The sequence below is a fragment of the Pseudomonas frederiksbergensis genome (assembly GCF_000802155.2).
GTDB classification, from domain to species: Bacteria; Pseudomonadota; Gammaproteobacteria; order Pseudomonadales; family Pseudomonadaceae; genus Aquipseudomonas; species Aquipseudomonas frederiksbergensis_A.
In genome coordinates, this window is sequence record NZ_JQGJ02000012.1 from 109,749 (window position 1) to 130,338 (window position 20,590).

The window sequence follows — 20,590 nt, forward strand, 5'->3', positions numbered from 1 at the left end:
TTTATAACCGCCTGAATTTCAGGCGGTTTTTTTTCGGCACGGGTATTGCTACTGCCCTCGCAACGTTCCGTTTAACTGACGGTCAGCCAAGCGAGAGAGCACGATGACCCAAGCCGCCCTGATGTCTCCTGTCCCCGAGCCGGGACACATGCCGTCCGCCGAGCAGGCTAGCCGGCTTGGACTTGAACAGGCGTTTTCGCTGTTTAACCAGATGTCCAGCCAGTTGACTGACTCCTACAGTTTGCTCGAAGCCCGGGTCACCGAGCTCAAGGGTGAGCTGGCGGTTGTCAGCGCCCAGCGCATGCAGGAACTGGCGGAAAAAGAACGCCTGGCCAATCGGCTGCAAAATCTCCTTGATCTATTGCCTGGCGGCGTCATTGTCATCGACGCCCACGGTTTTGTGCGCGAAGCCAATCCGGCGGCGTGCGAGCTGCTCGGGCTGCCGCTGGAAGGTCAGCTTTGGCGCCATGTCATCGCGCGCTGCTTCGCTCCGCGAGAAGACGACGGTCATGAAGTCTCCCTGAAGGACGGTCGTCGCCTGTCCATCTCGACCCGTTCGCTGGACGCCGAGCCCGGGCAATTGGTGCTGCTCAATGACCTGACTGAAACCCGTCATCTGCAAGATCAACTCGCCCGCCACGAACGCCTGTCTTCCCTCGGGCGGATGGTGGCGTCGCTGGCCCATCAGATCCGTACGCCTCTGTCCGCCGCGTTGCTGTACGCCAGCCATTTGACTGAGCAGCGGTTGCCCATGGAAACCCAGCAGCGCTTTGCTGGCCGCTTGAAAGAGCGTCTGCACGAGCTGGAGCACCAAGTGCGCGACATGCTGGTCTTCGCCCGGGGCGAATTGCCGTTGACTGATCGCGTGACGCCCAAGGCATTGCTGCAATCCTTGCAAGCTGCGGCATTGACCCATGTGCAGGATTTGCCGATCCGCTGGCAGTGCGACAGCCATGCGGGCGAGATCCTGTGTAATCGCGACACGCTGGTGGGCGCGGTGTTGAACCTGATTGAAAACGCGATCCAGGCCAGCGCCGATGGCGTCCGCTTGAAAGTCCATCTGTACACCCGCGGCAACACGTTGCGCCTGTGCGTCAGCGACAACGGCAGCGGTATCGATCCAACCGTGTTGTCCCGCCTGGGCGAGCCTTTTTTCACCACCAAGACCACCGGGACGGGCCTGGGCCTGACCGTGGTCAAGGCCGTGGCCCGTGCCCATCAGGGAGAATTGCAGTTGCGCTCGCGGCCGGGACGCGGCACGTGTGCGCTGGTCATCCTGCCGCTGTTTTCCAGTGCGCCAGGGGTGGAGTGAAGGTAATGGCAATCAAGGTTTTGCTGGTGGAGGACGATCGCGCCCTGCGCGAGGCGCTCGCCGATACGCTGCTGTTGGCCGGGCATGATTATGCCGCCGTCGGTTCGGCAGAGGAGGCGTTGCAGGCTGTCGCTTGTGAACCGTTCAGCCTGGTCGTCAGCGACGTCAACATGCCGGGCATGGACGGTCATCAATTACTCGGTCTGTTGCGCGCCCGTCAGCCGCAATTGCCGGTCCTGTTGATGACTGCCCACGGTGCGGTCGAGCGTGCGGTGGATGCCATGCGCCAAGGTGCGGCGGACTATCTGGTCAAGCCGTTCGAGCCCAAGGCGCTGCTGGACCTGGTCGCACGTCATGCCTTGGGCAGTCTGGCCGCCGAAGGCGAAGGCCCGGTGGCCATCGAGCCGGCCAGTGCGCAATTATTGGAACTGGCTGCGCGGGTGGCGCGCAGTGATTCAACCGTGTTGATTTCCGGCGAGTCCGGTACGGGCAAGGAAGTGTTGGCCCGGTATATCCACCAGCAATCCCGTCGCGCCAGTGAACCGTTCATTGCCATCAACTGCGCGGCGATTCCCGACAACATGCTCGAGGCAACGTTGTTCGGGCATGAGAAGGGCTCGTTCACCGGCGCCATCGCGGCCCAGGCCGGCAAGTTTGAACAGGCTGACGGCGGCACTATCTTGCTGGACGAGATTTCCGAAATGCCGCTGGGCCTGCAGGCCAAGCTGTTGCGTGTATTGCAGGAACGTGAAGTGGAGCGGGTCGGCGCACGCAAGCCCATCAGCCTGGATATCCGCGTGGTGGCGACAACCAACCGCGACCTGGCGGGTGAAGTGGCGGCGGGCCGTTTCCGAGAAGACCTGTATTACCGGCTGTCGGTTTTTCCGTTGGCCTGGCGTCCGTTGCGTGAACGCACCGCCGATATCCTGCCGCTGGCCGAGCGCCTGCTGGCCAAGCACGTCAATAAAATGAAGCATGCGACGGCACGGCTGTCCGCAGAAGCCCAGGCTTGCCTGATCGCTTATCCGTGGCCCGGCAACGTTCGGGAGTTGGATAACGCCATTCAGCGCGCGCTCATTCTGCAACAGGGCGGCTTGATCCAGCCCGAGGATTTTTGCCTGGCGGGTCCGGTGGCATGTGCGCCTTTGCCAACCTTGCCGGCCGCGCCGGCGTCAATTTCTATGCTGGATACGCCCGGTGAAACCGCTGGCGCCTTGGAAGACGATCTGCGTCGCCGTGAATTCCAAATGATCATCGACACCCTGCGCGCCGAGCGTGGTCGACGCAAGGAAGCAGCCGAGCGCCTCGGCATCAGCCCACGTACCCTACGTTACAAATTGGCGCAGATGCGTGATGCAGGAATGGACGTCGAGGCTTATCTCTTCGCTAGTTGAACCCCCCGTCGCAAGGGCGCTGGCCCGCTCATGAGTGCGAAACGCCCATGCCTGAAAACCGTTGAACCGTGTAGCGCCGGATGCGCTCGCGCGCGCATTTGTTTCTGACGGCCATGGAGCTGGCACCCTTGTTGCTAACACCTATGTACCCGCTGAGTAAGTGTCAAAAAAACGCGGGCCGCCAGAGAGAATAGACCATGAGCCAAGGTATTGAATTTAATCGATTGATGTTGGACATGCGGGCCATGCAAATGGACGCCATGGCCCAGCCTAAATCGGTAGCTGTCCCTCAGGTGGGCGGCAGCAGCTTTTCCGACATGCTCGGTCAGGCCGTCAATAAAGTGAACGATACCCAGCAGGCTTCGAACCAGTTGGCCAGTGCTTTCGAGATTGGCAAAAGTGGCGTAGACCTGACGGACGTAATGATCTCCTCGCAGAAAGCCAGTGTCTCGTTTCAGGCATTGACCCAGGTACGCAACAAACTGGTCCAAGCCTACCAAGACATCATGCAGATGCCGGTTTAAGGAAATTATTGAGTCATGGCAGAAGCAGCCGTTGATAACGTTCCAGCCAAGGCCACTCCGGTAGACGGCAAACCACCGTTGTTCGGTCTGTCTTTCCTGGAAAACCTCTCCGAGATGACCATGCTGCGTCAGGTGGGCCTGTTGGTCGGCCTGGCTGCCAGCGTGGCGATTGGTTTCGCCGTCGTGTTGTGGTCCCAGCAGCCAGACTACCGTCCGTTGTACGGCAGCCTGGAAGGCATGGATGCCAAGCAAGTCATGGAGACCCTGGCTTCTGCCGACATTCCCTACACCGTTGAACCCAACTCTGGCGCCTTGCTGGTCAAGGCCGACGATGTGGCACGCGCGCGCCTCAAGCTCGCTGCCGCCGGCGTGACGCCGACCGATGGCAATATCGGTTTCGAGATCCTCGACAAGGACCAGGGCCTGGGCACCAGCCAATTCATGGAAGCGACTCGTTATCGTCGCGGCCTTGAAGGCGAACTGGCGCGTACCATCTCCAGCCTCAACAACGTCAAGGCCGCCCGTGTGCATCTGGCGATTCCGAAAAGCTCGGTGTTCGTGCGCGATGAGCGCAAGCCGAGTGCTTCGGTACTGGTTGAACTGTATTCCGGCCGCTCCCTGGAGCCAGGCCAAGTCGTTGCCATTATCAACCTGGTGGCGACCAGCGTTCCCGAATTGAGCAAGTCGCAAATCACCGTGGTCGACCAGAAGGGCAACCTGCTGTCCGACCAGGCGGAAAATTCCGAGCTGACCATGGCCGGCAAGCAATACGACTACAGCCGCCGCATGGAAGGCATGTTCACCCAGCGCGTGCACAACATCCTGCAACCTATCCTGGGCAACGGCCGCTACAAGGCCGAAGTCTCGGCAGATGTGGATTTCAGCGCGGTCGAATCGACTTCCGAGCAGTTCAATCCGGATCAGCCAGCATTGCGCAGCGAGCAGTCGGTGAACGAACAGCGTACCGCCAGCAATGGTCCGCAAGGCGTGCCGGGTGCCCTGAGCAACCAGCCGCCATCGCCGGCCAGCGCACCGCAAACCACCGGTGGCGCCACCGCCGCCGCGGGCATGGTGCAGCCCGGCCAGCCGCTGATCGATGCCAACGGCCAGCAGATCATGGACCCGGCCACCGGCCAGCCGATGCTGGCACCGTACCCGGCCGACAAGCGTCAACAATCCACCAAGAACTTCGAGCTCGACCGTTCCATCAGCCACACCAAACAGCAGCAGGGCCGTTTGAATCGCCTGTCGGTCGCCGTGGTCGTGGACGATCAGGTCAAGGTCAACCCGGCCAACGGCGAAACCAGCCGTGCGCCGTGGAGCGCCGACGAATTGGCGCGCTTCACTCGCCTGGTTCAGGACGCCGTCGGTTTCGACGCCAGTCGTGGCGACAGTGTCAGCGTGATCAACGTGCCGTTCTCCCTGGAGCGCGGCGAAGAAATCGCCGACATTCCGTTTTATTCGCAACCCTGGTTCTGGGATGTGGTCAAGCAAGTATTGGGTGTGCTGTTTATCCTGATCCTGGTGTTCGGTGTGTTGCGTCCGGTACTCAACAACATCACCGGTGGCGGCAAGAACAAGCAGTTGGCAGGCTTGGGCGATGTGGAGCTGGGAGGCATGGGTGGCCTGGATGGCGAATTGGCCAACGATCGCGTCAGCCTCGGCGGGCCGCAGAGCATCCTGCTGCCAAGCCCGAGCGAAGGCTATGACGCTCAGTTGAACGCCATCAAGAGTCTGGTGGCAGAAGATCCGGGTCGTGTGGCCCAGGTCGTGAAAGAGTGGATTAACGCAGATGAGTGATAATCGAGCCGCTGTTGCCAAATTGTCCCGGGTCGACAAAGCCGCGATCTTGCTGCTGTCCCTGGGTTCGACCGACGCTGCCCAGGTGCTGCGTCACATGGGGCCCAAGGAGGTCCAGCGCGTCGGCGTGGCCATGGCGCAGATGGGTAACGTGCACCGCGAGCAGGTCGAGCAGGTCATGAGCGAGTTCGTCGACATCGTCGGCGACCAGACCAGCCTGGGCGTCGGCTCCGACGATTATGTGCGCAAGATGCTCACCCAGGCGCTGGGCGAGGACAAGGCCAACGGTTTGATCGACCGGATCCTGCTGGGTGGCAACACCAGTGGCCTGGACAGCCTCAAGTGGATGGAGCCGCGCGCGGTGGCAGACGTGATCCGTTACGAGCACCCCCAGATCCAGGCGATCGTGGTGGCGTACCTCGACCCGGACCAGGCCGGCGAAGTGCTGGGCAACTTCGACCATAAGGTTCGCCTCGATATCATCCTGCGCGTGTCGTCGTTGAACACCGTGCAGCCGGCGGCCCTGAAAGAATTGAACCAGATCCTCGAGAAGCAGTTCTCGGGCAACTCCAATGCTTCGCGCACCACCTTGGGCGGTATCAAGCGCGCGGCGGACATCATGAACTTCCTCGACAGTTCGATCGAAGGTCAATTGATGGACTCGATCCGCGAAGTCGACGAAGACCTGTCCGGTCAGATCGAAGACCTCATGTTCGTGTTCAACAACCTGGCCGATGTCGACGATCGTGGCATCCAGGCACTGTTGCGCGAAGTGTCCTCCGATGTCCTGGTCCTGGCCCTCAAGGGTTCGGACGAAGGCGTCAAGGAGAAAATCTTCAAGAACATGTCCAAACGGGCGGCCGAACTGTTGCGCGACGACCTCGAGGCCAAGGGCCCGGTGCGCGTCAGCGACGTGGAAACCGCACAGAAGGAAATCCTCACCATCGCCCGCCGTATGGCCGAAGCCGGAGAAATCGTGCTCGGTGGCAAGGGCGGCGAAGAGATGATCTAAGGTCGTTATGTCTGCCAAGAGTGATGATGCACCCAGCGACCTGATCCGCGCCCGGGACGTCGGAGGTTTCGACGTCTGGTCGCTGCCCAGTTTCGACCCCTTTGTGCCCGAGCCTGAGCCGGAACCGGTGGAAGAACTGCCGGAGATGGAGGAAGTGCCGCTGGAGGAAGTCCAGCCACTGACCCTGGAGGAAGTCGAAAGCATTCGCCAGGAGGCCTACAACGAAGGCTTCGCCATTGGCGAAAAAGAAGGCTTCCACAGCACCACGATCAAGGTCCGCCAAGAAGCCGACGTGGCGCTCACGGCGAAGCTGCGCGCATTGGAATCGCTGATGCTCAACCTGTTCGAGCCCATTGCCGAGCAGGACACCCAGATCGAGAAATCACTGGTCGGGCTGGTGCAGCACATCACCCGCCAGGTGATCCAGCGCGAGCTGGCCATTGATTCAAGCCAGATCGAACACGTCATGCGCGAAGCCCTCAAGCTCCTGCCGCTGGGCGTGGGCAACGTGCGGTTGTACATCAACCCGCAGGACTTCGAGCTGGTCAAGGCCTTGCGCGAGCGCCACGAGGAAACCTGGCGCATCGTCGAGGACGAATCCCTGCTGCCGGGCGGTTGCCGCGTAGAAACCGAGCACAGTCGCATCGACGCGACCATCGAGACACGCATCAGCCAGATCATGGCAAAACTTTTTGACCAACTGCATGAACAGGCCCTGCATCCGGCCCCGGCCGACCTGAGCCTGGATTTGCCGGACGAACCCAAGGCCGCCGCTATCGTCGATCCGGAGAGTGCCGAGCCGCTTATTCCTGTTACGGACGACCGCGATGCGCCTTGAACGAACCAGCTTCGGCAAGCGCCTGGGCAGTTACGCCGAGGCCACCGAACTGGCCGGCCAGCCGATCCTGGAAGGTCGCCTGTTGCGCATGGTCGGCCTGACCCTTGAAGCGGAAGGCTTGCGTGCCGCCATGGGTAGCCGTTGCCTGGTGATCAACGATGACAGCTATCACCCGGTGCAGGTCGAAGCCGAGGTCATGGGTTTCTCCGGCAGTAAAGTATTCCTGATGCCGGTGGGCAGTGTCGCCGGCATCGCCCCGGGTGCCCGAGTCGTGCCGCTGGCCGACACTGGCCGCCTGCCCATGGGCATGAGCATGCTTGGCCGCGTTCTGGACGGCGCCGGACGGGCCCTGGATGGCAAGGGCGGTATGAAGGCCGAGGATTGGGTGCCGATGGACGGCCCGACCATCAACCCGCTCAAGCGTGACCCCATCAGCGTACCGCTGGACGTGGGCATTCGTTGCATCAACGGTTTGTTGACGGTCGGGCGTGGCCAGCGCCTGGGCCTGTTTGCCGGTACCGGGGTGGGCAAGAGTGTGCTGCTGGGCATGATGACTCGCTTTACCGAAGCCGACATCATCGTGGTCGGGCTGATCGGCGAGCGGGGTCGCGAGGTGAAGGAGTTCATCGAGCACATCCTCGGCGAAGAAGGGCTCAAGCGTTCCGTCGTCGTGGCTTCGCCGGCGGATGACGCGCCATTGATGCGCCTGCGTGCCGCCATGTACTGCACGCGCATCGCTGAATATTTCCGCGACAAGGGCAAGAACGTCCTGTTGCTGATGGATTCGCTGACCCGTTTCGCCCAGGCCCAGCGGGAAATCGCCCTCGCCATTGGCGAGCCGCCGGCCACCAAGGGTTATCCACCTTCCGTCTTTGCCAAGCTGCCAAAGCTGGTGGAGCGTGCCGGTAACGCGGAGAAGGGCGGCGGTTCCATCACCGCGTTCTACACCGTGCTGTCCGAGGGGGACGACCAGCAAGACCCCATCGCCGACTCGGCCCGTGGCGTGCTCGACGGCCATATCGTTTTGTCCCGGCGCCTGGCGGAGGAGGGGCATTACCCGGCCATCGACATCGAAGCGTCGATCAGCCGGGTCATGCCATCGGTCATCAGTGCCGAGCACATGAAGCGTGCACAACAGTTCAAACAGTACTGGTCCCGTTACCAGCAAAGCCGCGACCTCATCAGCGTCGGTGCCTATGTGCCCGGTGGTGATCGTGAGACCGACACGGCCATCAGCCTCTATCCGTCCATGGCGGTGTATCTGCGCCAGGCGCTGAACGACAGCATTGGCATGGGCGCCAGCGAAGCGCACCTGCAAACCATTTTCGCCCCAGTCTCCGGCACGTAACCGATCATGGCCACGAGTCGTGCGGCGCGCCTGGCGCCAGTGGTGGACATGGCGGAAAAGGCCGAGAAGACCGCCGTCCAGCGGTTGGCGTATTTCCAGGGGCAAGTGGCGGTTGCCGAAAGCAAGTTGGCGGACCTTGAGAATTTCCGGCTCGAATACCAGGAGCAGTGGATCGCCCGTGGCAGCCACGGGGTTTCCGGCCAGTGGCTGTTGGGTTACCAAGGGTTCCTGGCGCAGTTGGGCACCGCCATCGACCAACAGCGTCAAAGCCTGGTCTGGCATCAGAACAATCTGGAAAAAGCTCGCCAGAGTTGGCAGGAAGCGTTCGCCCGCGTCGAAGGGTTGCGCAAGCTTGTACAGCGTTACATCGACGAGGCGCGGCAATTGGAGGATAAGCGCGAGCAGAAACTGCTGGATGAATTGTCCCAGCGCCTGCCGCGCCAGGATCCGTATTGATAGAGGCGGTAGAGTTTTGTCGGGTTGGCGATTTCAAACCTTGCTCAGACCTCTACCAGGTGCTAAACCTTGTACACGTATGTCCACGACAAGGAAGTGAATATGTCTGTCGTTACCGAAGTGTCTCCTGATGGGCAAAAACTGACGATCTCGATCAAGGGTCGCTTCGATTTTGGCCGTCACCAGGAGTTTCGTGAGTCTTATGAAAAGCTCAATATGAAACCCGAGTCGATCGTGGTGGATTTGAAAGAAGCCACGTACCTCGACAGCTCCGCCTTGGGCATGCTCCTGCTGTTGCGTGATCATGCCGGCGGCGATGAATCGGATATCCGCGTCGTCAACAGCAGCAGCGACGTCAAGAAGATCCTTGCGATTTCGAATTTCGACAAGCTGTTCGATATCAGTTGATCGCCATGCAATCGTCACCGGAGCCGCTGACGATCCTGATTGCCGAAGACAGTGCCGCTGACCGACTGCTGTTGTCGACCATTGTCCGTCGACAGGGGCACCAGGTGCTCACGGCGGCCAATGGCGCCGAGGCGGTCGAGGTCTATTCGCAACAACGTCCGCACCTCGTGCTGATGGACGCGATGATGCCCGTCATGGATGGCTTCGAAGCGGCCCAGAAGATCAAGCAATTGGCCGGGGACCAACTGGTCCCGATCATTTTTCTCACCTCGTTGACCGAAAGCGAAGGGCTGGCCCGTTGCCTGGAGGCCGGGGGCGATGATTTCCTGGCCAAACCCTATAACCAAGTCATCCTGGCTGCGAAAATCAAAGCGATGGACCGCTTGCGTCGGTTACAGGCGACGGTGGTCGAGCAGCGAGACCAGATCGCCCGGCACCACGACTACCTGCTCAACGAACAGCGCGTCGCCAAGGCCGTGTTCGACAAGATCGCCCACTCTGGTTGCCTGAGCGCGCCAAATATCCGTTACCTGCAGTCGCCCTATGCCTTGTTCAATGGCGACTTGCTGCTGGCTGCGTTCAACCCGGCCGGCGACATGCATATCCTGCTCGGCGATTTCACCGGGCACGGCTTGCCGGCGGCGGTCGGGGCGATGCCGCTGGCTGAGGTGTTCTACGGGATGACGGCCAAGGGCTACGGCCTGGCGCAAATCCTGCGGGAGATGAACGCCAAGCTCAAGCGCATCCTGCCGGTGGACATGTTCTGTTGTGCGACGCTGCTGAGCATGAGTTTCCAGCGCTGCACCGTGGAAGTCTGGAATGGCGGCATGCCCGACGGCTATCTGCACGACAGCCTAAGCGGTGTACGTACGCCGCTGCCGGCGCGGCATTTGCCGCTGGGTGTGCTGACGCCCCAGTTGTTCGACGATCGCACCGAAGTCCATCCGCTATCGGTGGGCGATCGGGTGTTCCTGCTGTCCGACGGAGTGATCGAGACCAGCGATCGCGACGACCAGCCGTTTGGCGTGGAGCGGTTGCAGCAGGTGTTCTCGGCCAACCGCGAACCTGACCGTCTCTTCGAGGATATTCAGCAGGCCCTGCGGGATTTTCGCGGTGAGGCGCGTGACGACTTCAGCATGGTCGAGGTGCGATTGGTCGCGCCGACGCAACTCAACCCGCCACCGCCGGTCTATTCCGATAGCGGCCAGTCCAGCCCACTGGATTGGTCGGTGAGCTTCGAGTTTCGCGCACAGACGCTCAAGCGCTTCAATCCGATGCCGTACCTGCTGCAATTATTGCTGGAGGTCCATGGGCTGAGGGCGCAAAGCGGTGCGTTGTACAATGTGTTGTCGGAGCTTTATTCCAACGCCCTGGAACACGGGGTGCTGGGGCTCGATTCAAGCCTGAAGCGTGATGCGACGGGTTTTGCTCGTTATTACCAAGAGCGCAATGCGCGCCTGGACGAGCTGGGTGACGGTCACGTTCGGGTGCATCTGCACGTCACGCCTCAGGGCGATGGTGGCCGGTTGGTCATCGAAGTCGAAGACAGCGGCAAAGGTTTTGATGTCGCCAAGGTGCTGGCACGGCCGCTGGACCGGGACCGATTGTCAGGGCGCGGCGTAAGTCTGGTGCGCCAACTCTGCCATCAGGCCTCCTGGTCAGACGATGGTCGCAATGCGCGCGTGGAGTTTTTCTGGGAGGCTCTGTCATAATCGGGGCCATTCTTGATCAGGGAGCGAACAAGTGAGCGAAATTCATCTGGATCTCGACGTGCTCAGTACGTTGAAGGAAGTCATGGAGGACGGATATCCGGAACTGCTGGATACCTTTCTCAAGGATTCCGAGGCGCGCCTTCGTGTATTGCACGAGGCGAGGGATGCCGAAATGCTGAGTGCCACTGCCCATAGCTTCAAAGGCAGCAGCAGCAATATGGGCGCCATCCGCCTCGCCGAGCTGTGCGGTGAGCTGGAGCAGCGTGCCAAGCAGCCGTCGTTGCGCGGTATCGAAAGCCTGGTCAACGAAATCGATAGTGAGTTCGCACACGTGCGCACCCTTTGCCGGGAGGAGCGCGAGGGCTTTCACTGCTGAAATCGTGCCGCCCGGCGCGTTGGCCCGTCCCTTGCATTGTCATGTCCGACTGCATCTATGATTCCAGTGCAGCGGAGACCATTTTATGCCCGTTACGCCAAATACACTGCTCCAGGCCACTGCCCAGGCCAAGCCGCAGGCCGCCGTCAATCCACTGGCAGCAGGCCCGGACGCCGGGAATAAAGCCTCCAGCTTCGCGCAGGTCTTCGCCAAGCAGGCACCTGTCAAATCACCGACGGTGCCTGAGCCCTCGGCAAAACCGGTGCGCGACAAGACGTCCGATAACACCGTCAAGAAGGACGCCGACAGTGATACGGCTGCCGCTCCGGAGCCGGCGGTTGCCGATAGCGGCAAACCCTTGCCCGCCGACAAACCGGCTACCGCTGATGGCAAGACGACGGATGACGCCAATGGCGAGACGCCTGAAACGCCTGTCGCGGACGCCGCGCCTGTGGATCCGACGCTCGACCCAGCGTTGTTACCAGGCGCTGTGGTTACTGATGTCATCGCTGAGGTACAGCCGGCCCCCGTGGCCATCGCGACCGAAGCTCAAGTCACCGCGGCGGTGGCGACTCCCGTTGTTCCGAGCGTGGTAGCCAATGCCTCGGCGCCCGTGACTGATCCGGAGTTCGACCCACAGGCCGATCCGCTCGATGCATTGCCGGCGTTGCGGTTGGCGATGGAGCAGAGTGGTCATGTGTCCGCTTCCAGCCAGGCACAGCCGAAGGCCGCTGCTCCCGCGTCTCTCGATGGCGAGCCAACGTCGGCCCAGACTTTTGCCGCCGGTATGGCGAACATGCTCACCGTGCAGGCCGACCAGGACAGCACCGGTGCTGGCAGCCAGGGTGGTGACAAGGCGTTCAGTGGCCTGATCAGCGAAGGCCTCAAGGATTTGACGGCCGCTTCCAGCGATACCCGCGTGGACGACTTTGCCAATCGCCTGGCGGCACTGACCCAGGCCGCCACGCCGAAAACCGCCAACGCGGTACCGGTCAACCAGCCCATCGCCATGAACCAGAGCGGCTGGACCGAGGAAGTGGTCAACCGGGTGATGTACTTGTCGAGCGCCAATCTAAAGGCGGCCGATATCCAGTTGCAACCGGCCGAACTCGGGCGCCTGGATATCCGGGTGAACATGATTCCGGACCAACAGACCCAGGTCACCTTCATGAGCGCCCACTCAGGCGTGCGCGAAGCCCTCGAAGGCCAGATGCATCGCCTGCGCGATAGCTTCGCCCAGCAGGGCATGGGGCAGGTCGATGTGAGCGTCTCGGATCAATCCCGTGGCTCGCAGAACCAGGACCAGCAAGCCCAGCAGCAGGCACAGGCTGGGCGCACCACGTCCTCCGGCGGGCGAGTGGATTCGGTGGATGAAGACGTGCCGGCCAGCGTTGCCGACGTGGCGGCCAGCACCACCAGCGTGATTGGCACCAGCGCGGTCGACTTCTACGCCTGATTCAACGCAACAAACCCTGTGGGAGCGGGCTTGCTCGCGAAGGCAGTGTGTCAGTTAACATTAATTTGACTGACACACCGCGTTCGCGAGCAGGCCCGCTCCCACACTGGTTTCTGCGGTCCTGAAGATTGCGTCACCTCGCTATTCCAGGCTCGGACACTTCTGGCATAACACTTGCTCCTGCCTAGCCATGCAACAGTGAACCCCCCGATTAGTGACGGATTATTGGCATGGCGAAGAGCGAAGCAGCAGCTGTAAAAGACCCCGCAACCAAAGGCAAACTCAAGATGATCATTCTGATCGTGGTGGGCTTGCTCCTGGCAGTGGGTGTGTCTGTGGGGGCGACCTGGTATTTCATGCACAGCGCCCAAAGCAAGCCGGCAGAAGTGGTGGAAGCGGCCCCGGTGGGTAAGCAGCCCGCGATTTTCGAACCCATGGCGCCTGCCTTCGTCGCCAACTACACCGTGAACGGTCGTCAACGCTACATGCAGGTCAGCATTACTTTGCAGGGCCGCAACCAAGCAGATCTGGAAGCGCTGCGCGTGCACATGCCGCTGATTCGCAATAATCTGGTCATGCTCTTTTCTGGACAGAATTTCGACACCCTGGCCACTCCGGTCGGCCAGGAAATGCTGCGTCAGAAAGCCACGGCCAGCGTGCAGGAAGTGGCCCAGAAAGAACTCGGCAAAGTGGTGATCGAACAGTTGCTCTTCACTAACTTCGTATTGCAGTAGGAACACGACATGGCCGTGCAGGACTTGTTGTCCCAGGACGAAATCGACGCGCTGTTGCATGGTGTCGACGACGGCCTGGTGCAGACCGAAAACGCTGCTGAACCGGGCAGCGTCAAAAGCTACGACCTGACCAGCCAGGATCGCATCGTTCGCGGACGCATGCCGACCCTGGAAATGATCAACGAGCGTTTTGCCCGATACACCCGTATCAGCATGTTCAACATGCTGCGCCGCTCGGCCGACGTGGCCGTCGGTGGCGTGCAGGTGATGAAGTTTGGTGAATACGTTCACTCTCTGTACGTGCCCACCAGTCTCAACCTGGTGAAGATCAAGCCGCTGCGCGGCACGGCGCTGTTCATCCTCGACGCCAAGCTGGTGTTCAAGTTGGTGGACAACTTCTTCGGCGGTGACGGTCGCCACGCCAAGATCGAGGGGCGCGAATTCACACCGACCGAACTGCGTGTGGTGCGCATGGTGCTGGAGCAGGCCTTCGTCGATTTGAAGGAAGCCTGGCAGGCGATCATGGAAGTGAACTTCGAGTACATCAACTCGGAGGTGAACCCGGCGATGGCCAACATCGTCGGCCCGAGCGAAGCCATTGTCGTCTCGACGTTCCATATCGAGCTGGACGGTGGCGGCGGCGACCTCCACGTGACCATGCCGTATTCGATGATCGAGCCGGTGCGCGAAATGCTCGACGCCGGTTTCCAGTCGGACCTCGACGATCAGGACGAACGCTGGATCAACGCCTTGCGCCAGGACGTGCTGGATGTCGACGTGCCAATCGGTGCGACGGTCGCCCGGCGCCAGCTGCGACTGCGGGACATCCTGCACATGCAGCCAGGGGACATCATCCCCGTCGAGATGCCGGAAGACATGATCATGCGCGCCAATGGCGTGCCGGCCTTCAAGGTCAAGATGGGCTCTCACAAAGGCAACCTGGCGTTGCAGGTGATCGAGCCGATCGAACGCCGCTGAGCGGTGTCAACTTCTTAAGTTTTGGTTTTTAACTGATTTTTGCCCGCCGAGGAAACATGATGGCTGACGATATGAATACCCAGGATGACCAGGCGCTGGCCGATGAATGGGCTGCGGCCCTGGAAGAAACCGGCGATGCCGGGCAGGCTGACATCGATGCATTGCTGGCGGCCGACACTGGTAATCACGCTTCCAACCGTCTGCAGATGGAAGAGTTCGGCAGCGTGCCGAAAAGCAACGAACAAGTGACCCTCGATGGTCCCAACCTTGACGTGATCCTCGACATCCCGGTGTCGATTTCCATGGAAGTTGGCAGCACCGATATCAACATCCGCAACCTGCTGCAGCTCAACCAGGGCTCGGTGATCGAGCTGGATCGCCTCGCCGGTGAGCCGCTGGATGTGCTGGTCAACGGCACCCTGATCGCCCATGGCGAAGTGGTGGTGGTCAACGAGAAGTTCGGCATTCGCCTGACGGACGTGATCAGCCCGAGCGAACGCATCAAGAAGCTGCGCTGAATGAAAGGCTTTATCGCCGCAGCCTTGATGCTGCCGTTCAGCGTGTTGGCTGCCGAGCCGGTGGCCACTGCGGCCGTTGCGCCGGCGAGTGGCAGCGGCGTGGCCGGGCAGTTGGCGCAACTGGTGCTGGGCCTGCTGGTCGTGCTCGGGTTGATTTTTTTCCTGGCGTGGATGCTGCGGCGGGTGCAGCAGGCGGGGCCTGCCGGTAAAGGGCAGGTCATCGACATCGTCGGTTCACGCGCGCTGGGCCCGCGTGATCGGCTGGTGCTGGTGCAGGTCGGCAACGAGCAGATCCTGCTTGGCCTGAGCCCTGGCAGCATCACTGCATTGCATGTCCTCAAGGAGCCGGTGCAGGTGCCCACCACCGAGCAGGCCACGCCCGAGTTTGCCCAACGGCTCATGGAACTGCTGGGAAAAGACCAAAAGGATAAAAAGTAATGCCGTTGCGCATTCTGTTGGCGTTGGCCCTGATGCTGGCCGCGCCGCTGGCGTTCTCCGCCGACCCGCTGTCGATCCCCGCGATTACCTTGGGCACCAACGCCGAAGGCGCACAGGAATACTCGGTCAGCTTGCAGATCCTGCTGATCATGACCGCGCTGAGCTTCATCCCGGCGTTCGTCATGCTGATGACCAGTTTCACTCGGATCATCATCGTCTTCTCGATCCTGCGCCAGGCCCTCGGCCTGCAACAGACGCCATCGAACCAGATCCTCACCGGCATGGCACTGTTCCTGACCCTGTTCATCATGGCGCCGGTGTTCGACCGGGTGAACCAGGATGCGCTGCAACCCTATCTGGCGGAAACCCTCAGCGCCCAGGATGCGGTAGCGAGGGCCCAGGTGCCGATCAAGGATTTCATGCTCGCCCAGACTCGCAGCAGCGACCTGGAGCTGTTCATGCGCCTGTCCAAGCGCACCGACATCGCCAGCCCCGACCAGGCGCCGTTGACTATCCTGGTACCGGCGTTCGTGACCTCTGAACTCAAGACCGCGTTCCAGATCGGTTTCATGATTTTCATCCCGTTCCTGATCATCGACCTGGTGGTCGCCAGTATCCTCATGGCCATGGGTATGATGATGCTGTCGCCGCTGATCATTTCCTTGCCGTTCAAGATCATGTTGTTCGTTTTGGTGGATGGCTGGGCGTTGATCATCGGCACCCTGGCGGGCAGTTTCGGCGGTGTTTAGACCACTTGCGCGGGTAGCACGATATGACGCCTGAAGTAGCGGTAGACCTGTTCCGCGAGGCCCTGTGGCTGACCACCGTGATGGTGGCCATCCTGGTGATCCCGAGCCTGCTGGTGGGCTTGCTGGTAGCGATGTTCCAGGCCGCCACGCAGATCAACGAACAGACCTTGAGTTTCCTGCCGCGCCTGCTGGTGATGCTGGTGACGCTGATTGTTGCCGGTCCCTGGCTGGTGCAAACCTTCATGGAATACATCCTGCAGTTGTACGGCAGTATTCCGCAGTTGATCGGTTGACCTGATGTCGATGCTGGCGCTGACGGACACCCAGATCAGTACTTGGGTGGCGTCGTTCATCCTGCCGTTGTTTCGTGTCACCGCGGTGCTGATGAGCATGCCGGTCTTCGGCACGACCCTGGTGCCGGGGCGCGTGCGTTTGTATCTGGCCCTGGCAATCACCGTGGTCATCGCTCCCGGGCTGCCGCCGATGCCGCCGGTCAACGCCCTTGACCTCAGCGCGCTGATGCTAGTGGCCGAGCAGATTCTCATCGGTGCCCTGATGGGGTTTTCGTTGCAGCTGTTCTTCCAGGCATTCGTGGTGGCCGGGCAGATCATTTCGATTCAGATGGGCATGGCCTTCGCCTCCATGATCGATCCTACCAACGGCGTCAACACTGCTGTCATCGGGCAATTCCTGACGATGTTGGTGACGTTGTTGTTCTTGGCCATGAATGGGCATTTGGTGGTGTTCGAGGTGCTGACCGAGAGCTTCACGACCATGCCGGTGGGCAGTGCGATGCTGATCAATCACTTCTGGGACATTGCCGGCAAGCTCGGCTGGGTCCTGGGGGCGGCGATGCTGCTGGTACTGCCAGCGATCACGGCCCTGTTGGTGGTCAACATTGCGTTTGGCGTGATGACTCGGGCGGCACCGCAACTGAACATCTTCTCCATCGGCTTCCCGCTGACCCTGGTGCTGGGCATGGTGATTTTCTGGATCACCATGGGGGATATTCTTAACCAGTACCAGCCGTTGGCCACCCAGGCCTTGCAGCTGTTGCGCGACATGGCACAGGCACGCTGAACCATGGCCGAGAGCGAGAGTGGTCAGGACAAGACAGAAGATCCCACGGAGAAACGCAAGAAGGAATCCCGGGACAAGGGGGAAATTGCGCGCTCCAAGGAGCTCAATACCCTTGCAATCATGCTGGCGGGCGCTGGCGGGCTGCTGATCTATGGCGGCGGGCTGGCGTTGGATCTGCTGGAAATCATGCGCCTGAATTTTTCGCTGCCGCGCGAAGTGCTGCTGAGTCCTGGCGCCATGGCTCAGTACCTGCTGCATTCCGGCAAGATCGCAATTATTTCAATGCAGCCGATACTGATATTTTTGCTGCTGGCTGCTTTCCTCGGGCCAATTTCCTTGGGGGGATGGTTGTTCTCCGGCAAGACCATGGCTCCGAAATTCAGTCGAATGAATCCTGCGGCTGGCCTCAAGCGGATGTTCTCCACCACTGCGGTGATGGAGCTGCTGAAGGCGCTGGGGAAGTTCCTGCTGGTGCTGTTCGTCGCGCTGACGGTGCTGCAAGCCGATATCGACGACCTGCTGCGCATCGCCCACGAGCCGCTTGAGCAAGCCATTGTCCACAGCGTGCAGCTGGTGGGCTGGAGTACCTTGTGGATGGCGTGCGGGCTGATTCTCATCGCCGCCATCGACGTGCCGATCCAGCTCTATCAGAGCAAGCAGAAGCTGATGATGACCAAACAGGAAGTGCGCGATGAGTACAAGGACTCGGAGGGCAAGCCGGAGGTCAAGCAGCGGATCCGCCAGTTGCAGCGCGAGGTCTCCCAGCGGCGGATGATGGCGGCGATTCCCGACGCCGACGTGGTCATCACCAACCCGACGCACTATGCCGTCGCGCTCAAGTACGATCCCGACAAAGGCAACGCACCGGTCCTGCTGGCCAAGGGCAGCGATTTCCTGGCGCTGAAGATTCGCGAGATCGCCGTCGCCAACGAAGTGATGCTGCTCGAATCCCCGGCCTTGGCGCGGTCGATCTACTACTCCACCGAACTGGACCAGGAAATCCCGGGTGGCCTGTACCTGGCCGTGGCCCAGGTGCTGGCCTACGTCTACCAGATCCGCCAGCACCGCGCGGGCAAGGGCAAGCGTCCGGAGCCGCTCAAGGATCTGCCGATCCCGCCGGATCTGCGCCGCGATTCCTGATTCCTGATTCCTGCTGGCACAAAGACCGAGGTGGGAGCGAGCGGGCTCGCCCCCACAGGATGGATGTGCGCCAAGGCGCTCTGTTCAAGTCTTCCGCAAAAGTTGGAAAGCTTCTTGCAATACCCCGTCTGCGCCCCTTCTGGGCGTCAAAAGTTTGCTTCACAGGAACGGGGAATATTGGTGGATCGCTCTCAGTTACTCAGCACCGCGCGCAGCAACGTAGCAGACCTCAGCCGGGGTAACGTGGGCGTGCCGCTGTTGCTGCTGGTCATGCTCGCCATGATGATGCTGCCGGTGCCGCCGTTCCTGCTGGACGTGTTCTTCACGTTCAACCTCGCCCTGTCGATCGTGGTGCTGCTGGTGTGCGTATATGCCTTGCGCCCACTGGATTTCGCCGTCTTCCCAACCATATTGCTGGTGGCGACGCTGTTGCGCCTGGCGCTGAACGTGGCATCCACCCGGGTGGTGATGATTCATGGCCACGAGGGCCACGCCGCCGCCGGTAAGGTGATCCAGGCCTTCGGTGAGGTGGTGATCGGCGGCAACTACGTGGTCGGTATCGTGGTCTTCGCGATTTTGATGATCATCAACTTCGTCGTGGTGACCAAGGGCGCCGGACGTATTTCCGAGGTGAGCGCGCGTTTCACTCTCGATGCGATGCCCGGTAAGCAGATGGCGATCGACGCCGACCTCAACGCTGGCCTGATCGACCAGGGCCAAGCCAAGCTGCGCCGTCTGGAAGTCGCCCAGGAAGCCGAGTTCTACGGGTCCATGGACGGTGCCAGTAAATTTGTCCGCGGCGACGCCATCGCCGGCCTGCTGATTCTCTTCATCAACCTGATTGGCGGCATGGCAGTCGGTATCTTCCAGCACGGCATGACCTTCGGCGACGCCGGCAAGGTCTACGCCTTGCTGACCATTGGTGACGGTTTGGTGGCGCAATTGCCATCACTGTTGTTATCCACAGCTGCGGCGATCATGGTCACCCGAGCTTCGGGCTCCGAAGACATGGGCAAGCAGATCAACCGTCAGATGTTCGCCTCGCCCAAAGCCCTTGCCGTGGCGGCTGGCCTGATGGCAGTGATGGGCCTGGTGCCGGGGATGCCGCACTTTTCTTTCCTGAGCATGGCGGCCTTGGCTGCAGGTGCCGCCTACCTGTTCTGGAAAAAGCAGAATGTGCAGAAGGTCCAGGCGCTGGAAGAGGTCAAGCGTCAACAGGAACTGCTGCCGTCGCCGGCCCGCGCCATGGAAACCAAGGAGCTGGGCTGGGATGACGTAACCCCGATCGACATGATCGGCCTGGAAGTCGGCTATCGCCTGATTCCCTTGGTCGACCGCAACCAGGGTGGTCAATTGCTGGCACGGATCAAGGGCGTGCGCAAGAAGCTGTCCCAGGACCTGGGCTTCCTGATGCCCACCGTTCATATTCGCGACAACCTCGACCTGGCACCGAGCGCCTATCGCTTGACGCTCATGGGCGTGATCCTGGCCGAAGCCGAGATCTACCCGGACCGCGAGCTGGCGATCAATCCCGGGCAGGTCTACGGTTCGCTCAATGGTATTACCGCCAAGGATCCGGCTTTCGGCCTGGAAGCGGTGTGGATCGAAATCAGCCAGCGGGCCCAGGCCCAGTCCCTCGGTTATACCGTGGTGGACGCCAGCACGGTCGTGGCGACCCACTTGAACCAGATTCTGTACAAGCATTCCAGCGAGCTGATTGGTCACGAAGAAGTCCAGCAACTGCTGCAAGTACTGGCCAAGGGCTCGCCGAAGCTCGCCGAAGAGCTGGTGCCAGGCGTGGTTTCGCTGTCGCAATTGCTCAAGGTATTGCAGGCGCTGCTGGCCGAACAGGTGCCGGTGCGCGATATCCGCAGCATTGCCGAAGCGATCGCCAACAACGCTTCGAAGAGTCAAGATACCGCCGCTCTGGTGGCTGCGGTGCGGGTCGGCGTATCCCGCGCAATCGTCCAAAGCATTGTAGGCACTGAGTCTGAGCTGCCTGTGATCACTCTGGAACCAAGGTTGGAACAGATATTGCTCAATAGTCTGCAGAAGGCAGGACAAGGCTCGGAAGAGGGTGTTCTGCTGGAGCCAAGCATGGCCGAGAAGCTGCAGCGTTCGCTGATCGACGCAGCCCAGCGGCAAGAAATGCAAGGCCAACCGGTGATCCTGCTGGTGGCCGGTCCGATTCGCGCGATGCTCTCGCGATTCGGGCGCCTCGCGGTCCCGGGGCTGCATGTGCTGGCTTACCAGGAAATACCGGACAACAAGCAAGTGACCATCGTTGCGACAGTAGGGCCCAACGGCTGAGGTAGTG

The 20,590-nt window shown here is 61.0% G+C and carries 21 protein-coding genes; all 21 read left to right on the forward strand.

Features of this window, described 5'->3' with window-relative positions:
* Positions 1–121: 121 nt before the first annotated feature.
* The 21 genes from JZ00_RS20770 (at position 122) to flhA (ending at position 20,583) form a co-directional block, all read left to right on the forward strand.
* The gene (locus JZ00_RS20770) at positions 122–1,312 is read left to right on the forward strand and encodes a sensor histidine kinase (RefSeq protein WP_200900494.1); all 1,191 of its coding nucleotides are present in this window, start codon (positions 122–124) and stop codon (positions 1,310–1,312) included.
* Between the two features lie 5 nt (positions 1,313–1,317).
* Positions 1,318–2,706 (forward strand): sigma-54-dependent transcriptional regulator, encoded by a 1,389-nt coding sequence (locus JZ00_RS20775; RefSeq protein WP_039593091.1) that lies wholly within the window; start codon positions 1,318–1,320, stop codon positions 2,704–2,706.
* Between the two features lie 197 nt (positions 2,707–2,903).
* The gene (fliE, locus tag JZ00_RS20780) at positions 2,904–3,230 is read left to right on the forward strand and encodes a flagellar hook-basal body complex protein FliE (protein WP_003199082.1); all 327 of its coding nucleotides are present in this window, start codon (positions 2,904–2,906) and stop codon (positions 3,228–3,230) included.
* 15 nt (positions 3,231–3,245) lie between these two features.
* A complete protein-coding gene (gene fliF / locus JZ00_RS20785) occupies positions 3,246–5,030 on the forward strand; it encodes a flagellar basal-body MS-ring/collar protein FliF (RefSeq protein ID WP_039593090.1) in 1,785 nt (594 codons plus the stop codon).
* Positions 5,023–6,042, forward strand: a complete 1,020-nt coding sequence (gene fliG / locus JZ00_RS20790; RefSeq protein ID WP_007958288.1) for a flagellar motor switch protein FliG — start codon at positions 5,023–5,025, stop codon at positions 6,040–6,042. The genes fliF and fliG overlap by 8 nt, the downstream gene beginning before the upstream one ends.
* Before the next feature lie 7 nt (positions 6,043–6,049).
* Positions 6,050–6,880, forward strand: a complete 831-nt coding sequence (fliH, locus tag JZ00_RS20795) for a flagellar assembly protein FliH (protein WP_039593089.1) — start codon at positions 6,050–6,052, stop codon at positions 6,878–6,880.
* Positions 6,870–8,228: a flagellar protein export ATPase FliI gene (gene fliI / locus JZ00_RS20800; protein ID WP_039593088.1), complete on the forward strand. Its 1,359-nt coding sequence runs from the start codon at positions 6,870–6,872 to the stop codon at positions 8,226–8,228. The genes fliH and fliI overlap by 11 nt, the downstream gene beginning before the upstream one ends.
* Positions 8,229–8,234: 6 nt before the next feature.
* Positions 8,235–8,684, forward strand: a complete 450-nt coding sequence (gene fliJ / locus JZ00_RS20805; protein ID WP_003184033.1) for a flagellar export protein FliJ — start codon at positions 8,235–8,237, stop codon at positions 8,682–8,684.
* Positions 8,685–8,786: 102 nt separating this feature from the next.
* A complete protein-coding gene (locus tag JZ00_RS20810) occupies positions 8,787–9,092 on the forward strand; it encodes an STAS domain-containing protein (RefSeq protein ID WP_039593087.1) in 306 nt (101 codons plus the stop codon).
* Between the two features lie 5 nt (positions 9,093–9,097).
* Positions 9,098–10,804, forward strand: a complete 1,707-nt coding sequence (locus tag JZ00_RS20815) for an ATP-binding SpoIIE family protein phosphatase (RefSeq protein ID WP_039593160.1) — start codon at positions 9,098–9,100, stop codon at positions 10,802–10,804.
* A 31-nt stretch (positions 10,805–10,835) separates the two neighbouring features.
* Positions 10,836–11,180 (forward strand): Hpt domain-containing protein, encoded by a 345-nt coding sequence (locus JZ00_RS20820; protein ID WP_039593086.1) that lies wholly within the window; start codon positions 10,836–10,838, stop codon positions 11,178–11,180.
* Positions 11,181–11,265: 85 nt separating this feature from the next.
* Positions 11,266–12,636: a flagellar hook-length control protein FliK gene (locus tag JZ00_RS20825; RefSeq protein ID WP_039593085.1), complete on the forward strand. Its 1,371-nt coding sequence runs from the start codon at positions 11,266–11,268 to the stop codon at positions 12,634–12,636.
* A gap of 230 nt (positions 12,637–12,866) precedes the next feature.
* Positions 12,867–13,370: a flagellar basal body-associated protein FliL gene (gene fliL, locus JZ00_RS20830; protein ID WP_039593084.1), complete on the forward strand. Its 504-nt coding sequence runs from the start codon at positions 12,867–12,869 to the stop codon at positions 13,368–13,370.
* A gap of 9 nt (positions 13,371–13,379) precedes the next feature.
* Positions 13,380–14,348 carry a flagellar motor switch protein FliM gene (fliM, locus tag JZ00_RS20835; RefSeq protein ID WP_003184019.1) on the forward strand — a complete coding sequence of 323 codons (969 nt, stop codon included), beginning with the start codon at positions 13,380–13,382 and terminating at the stop codon, positions 14,346–14,348.
* A gap of 59 nt (positions 14,349–14,407) precedes the next feature.
* Entirely contained in the window at positions 14,408–14,866 is a 459-nt protein-coding gene (fliN, locus tag JZ00_RS20840; protein WP_039593083.1) for a flagellar motor switch protein FliN, read from the forward strand.
* Positions 14,867–15,304 carry a flagellar biosynthetic protein FliO gene (gene fliO, locus JZ00_RS20845; RefSeq protein WP_039593082.1) on the forward strand — a complete coding sequence of 146 codons (438 nt, stop codon included), beginning with the start codon at positions 14,867–14,869 and terminating at the stop codon, positions 15,302–15,304.
* A complete protein-coding gene (fliP, locus tag JZ00_RS20850) occupies positions 15,304–16,053 on the forward strand; it encodes a flagellar type III secretion system pore protein FliP (protein WP_039593081.1) in 750 nt (249 codons plus the stop codon). The genes fliO and fliP overlap by 1 nt, the downstream gene beginning before the upstream one ends.
* Before the next feature lie 23 nt (positions 16,054–16,076).
* A complete protein-coding gene (gene fliQ / locus JZ00_RS20855) occupies positions 16,077–16,346 on the forward strand; it encodes a flagellar biosynthesis protein FliQ (RefSeq protein ID WP_024618176.1) in 270 nt (89 codons plus the stop codon).
* A 10-nt stretch (positions 16,347–16,356) separates the two neighbouring features.
* Positions 16,357–17,133 carry a flagellar biosynthetic protein FliR gene (fliR, locus tag JZ00_RS20860; RefSeq protein ID WP_196304758.1) on the forward strand — a complete coding sequence of 259 codons (777 nt, stop codon included), beginning with the start codon at positions 16,357–16,359 and terminating at the stop codon, positions 17,131–17,133.
* A 3-nt stretch (positions 17,134–17,136) separates the two neighbouring features.
* Positions 17,137–18,273, forward strand: a complete 1,137-nt coding sequence (gene flhB, locus JZ00_RS20865; protein WP_039593079.1) for a flagellar biosynthesis protein FlhB — start codon at positions 17,137–17,139, stop codon at positions 18,271–18,273.
* 180 nt (positions 18,274–18,453) lie between these two features.
* A complete protein-coding gene (gene flhA, locus JZ00_RS20870; RefSeq protein WP_039593159.1) occupies positions 18,454–20,583 on the forward strand; it encodes a flagellar biosynthesis protein FlhA in 2,130 nt (709 codons plus the stop codon).
* Positions 20,584–20,590 lie beyond the last annotated feature (7 nt).

What these genes read in the sequence shown, in the direction of transcription:
- fliH (WP_039593089.1), top strand. Translation starts at nt 6,050, where the DNA reads ATGTCTGCCAAGAGTGATGATGCACCCAGCGACCTGATCCGCGCCCGG.
- JZ00_RS20815 (WP_039593160.1), top strand. Translation starts at nt 9,098, where the DNA reads ATGCAATCGTCACCGGAGCCGCTGACGATCCTGATTGCCGAAGACAGT.
- fliM (WP_003184019.1), top strand. Translation starts at nt 13,380, where the DNA reads ATGGCCGTGCAGGACTTGTTGTCCCAGGACGAAATCGACGCGCTGTTG.
- fliP (WP_039593081.1), top strand. Translation starts at nt 15,304, where the DNA reads ATGCCGTTGCGCATTCTGTTGGCGTTGGCCCTGATGCTGGCCGCGCCG.
- fliF (WP_039593090.1), top strand. Translation starts at nt 3,246, where the DNA reads ATGGCAGAAGCAGCCGTTGATAACGTTCCAGCCAAGGCCACTCCGGTA.
- fliQ (WP_024618176.1), top strand. Translation starts at nt 16,077, where the DNA reads ATGACGCCTGAAGTAGCGGTAGACCTGTTCCGCGAGGCCCTGTGGCTG.
- fliO (WP_039593082.1), top strand. Translation starts at nt 14,867, where the DNA reads ATGAAAGGCTTTATCGCCGCAGCCTTGATGCTGCCGTTCAGCGTGTTG.
- fliJ (WP_003184033.1), top strand. Translation starts at nt 8,235, where the DNA reads ATGGCCACGAGTCGTGCGGCGCGCCTGGCGCCAGTGGTGGACATGGCG.
- JZ00_RS20775 (WP_039593091.1), top strand. Translation starts at nt 1,318, where the DNA reads ATGGCAATCAAGGTTTTGCTGGTGGAGGACGATCGCGCCCTGCGCGAG.
- fliG (WP_007958288.1), top strand. Translation starts at nt 5,023, where the DNA reads ATGAGTGATAATCGAGCCGCTGTTGCCAAATTGTCCCGGGTCGACAAA.
- fliI (WP_039593088.1), top strand. Translation starts at nt 6,870, where the DNA reads ATGCGCCTTGAACGAACCAGCTTCGGCAAGCGCCTGGGCAGTTACGCC.
- JZ00_RS20770 (WP_200900494.1), top strand. Translation starts at nt 122, where the DNA reads ATGTCTCCTGTCCCCGAGCCGGGACACATGCCGTCCGCCGAGCAGGCT.
- fliN (WP_039593083.1), top strand. Translation starts at nt 14,408, where the DNA reads ATGGCTGACGATATGAATACCCAGGATGACCAGGCGCTGGCCGATGAA.
- fliR (WP_196304758.1), top strand. Translation starts at nt 16,357, where the DNA reads ATGCTGGCGCTGACGGACACCCAGATCAGTACTTGGGTGGCGTCGTTC.
- JZ00_RS20825 (WP_039593085.1), top strand. Translation starts at nt 11,266, where the DNA reads ATGCCCGTTACGCCAAATACACTGCTCCAGGCCACTGCCCAGGCCAAG.
- JZ00_RS20810 (WP_039593087.1), top strand. Translation starts at nt 8,787, where the DNA reads ATGTCTGTCGTTACCGAAGTGTCTCCTGATGGGCAAAAACTGACGATC.
- fliE (WP_003199082.1), top strand. Translation starts at nt 2,904, where the DNA reads ATGAGCCAAGGTATTGAATTTAATCGATTGATGTTGGACATGCGGGCC.
- flhB (WP_039593079.1), top strand. Translation starts at nt 17,137, where the DNA reads ATGGCCGAGAGCGAGAGTGGTCAGGACAAGACAGAAGATCCCACGGAG.
- fliL (WP_039593084.1), top strand. Translation starts at nt 12,867, where the DNA reads ATGGCGAAGAGCGAAGCAGCAGCTGTAAAAGACCCCGCAACCAAAGGC.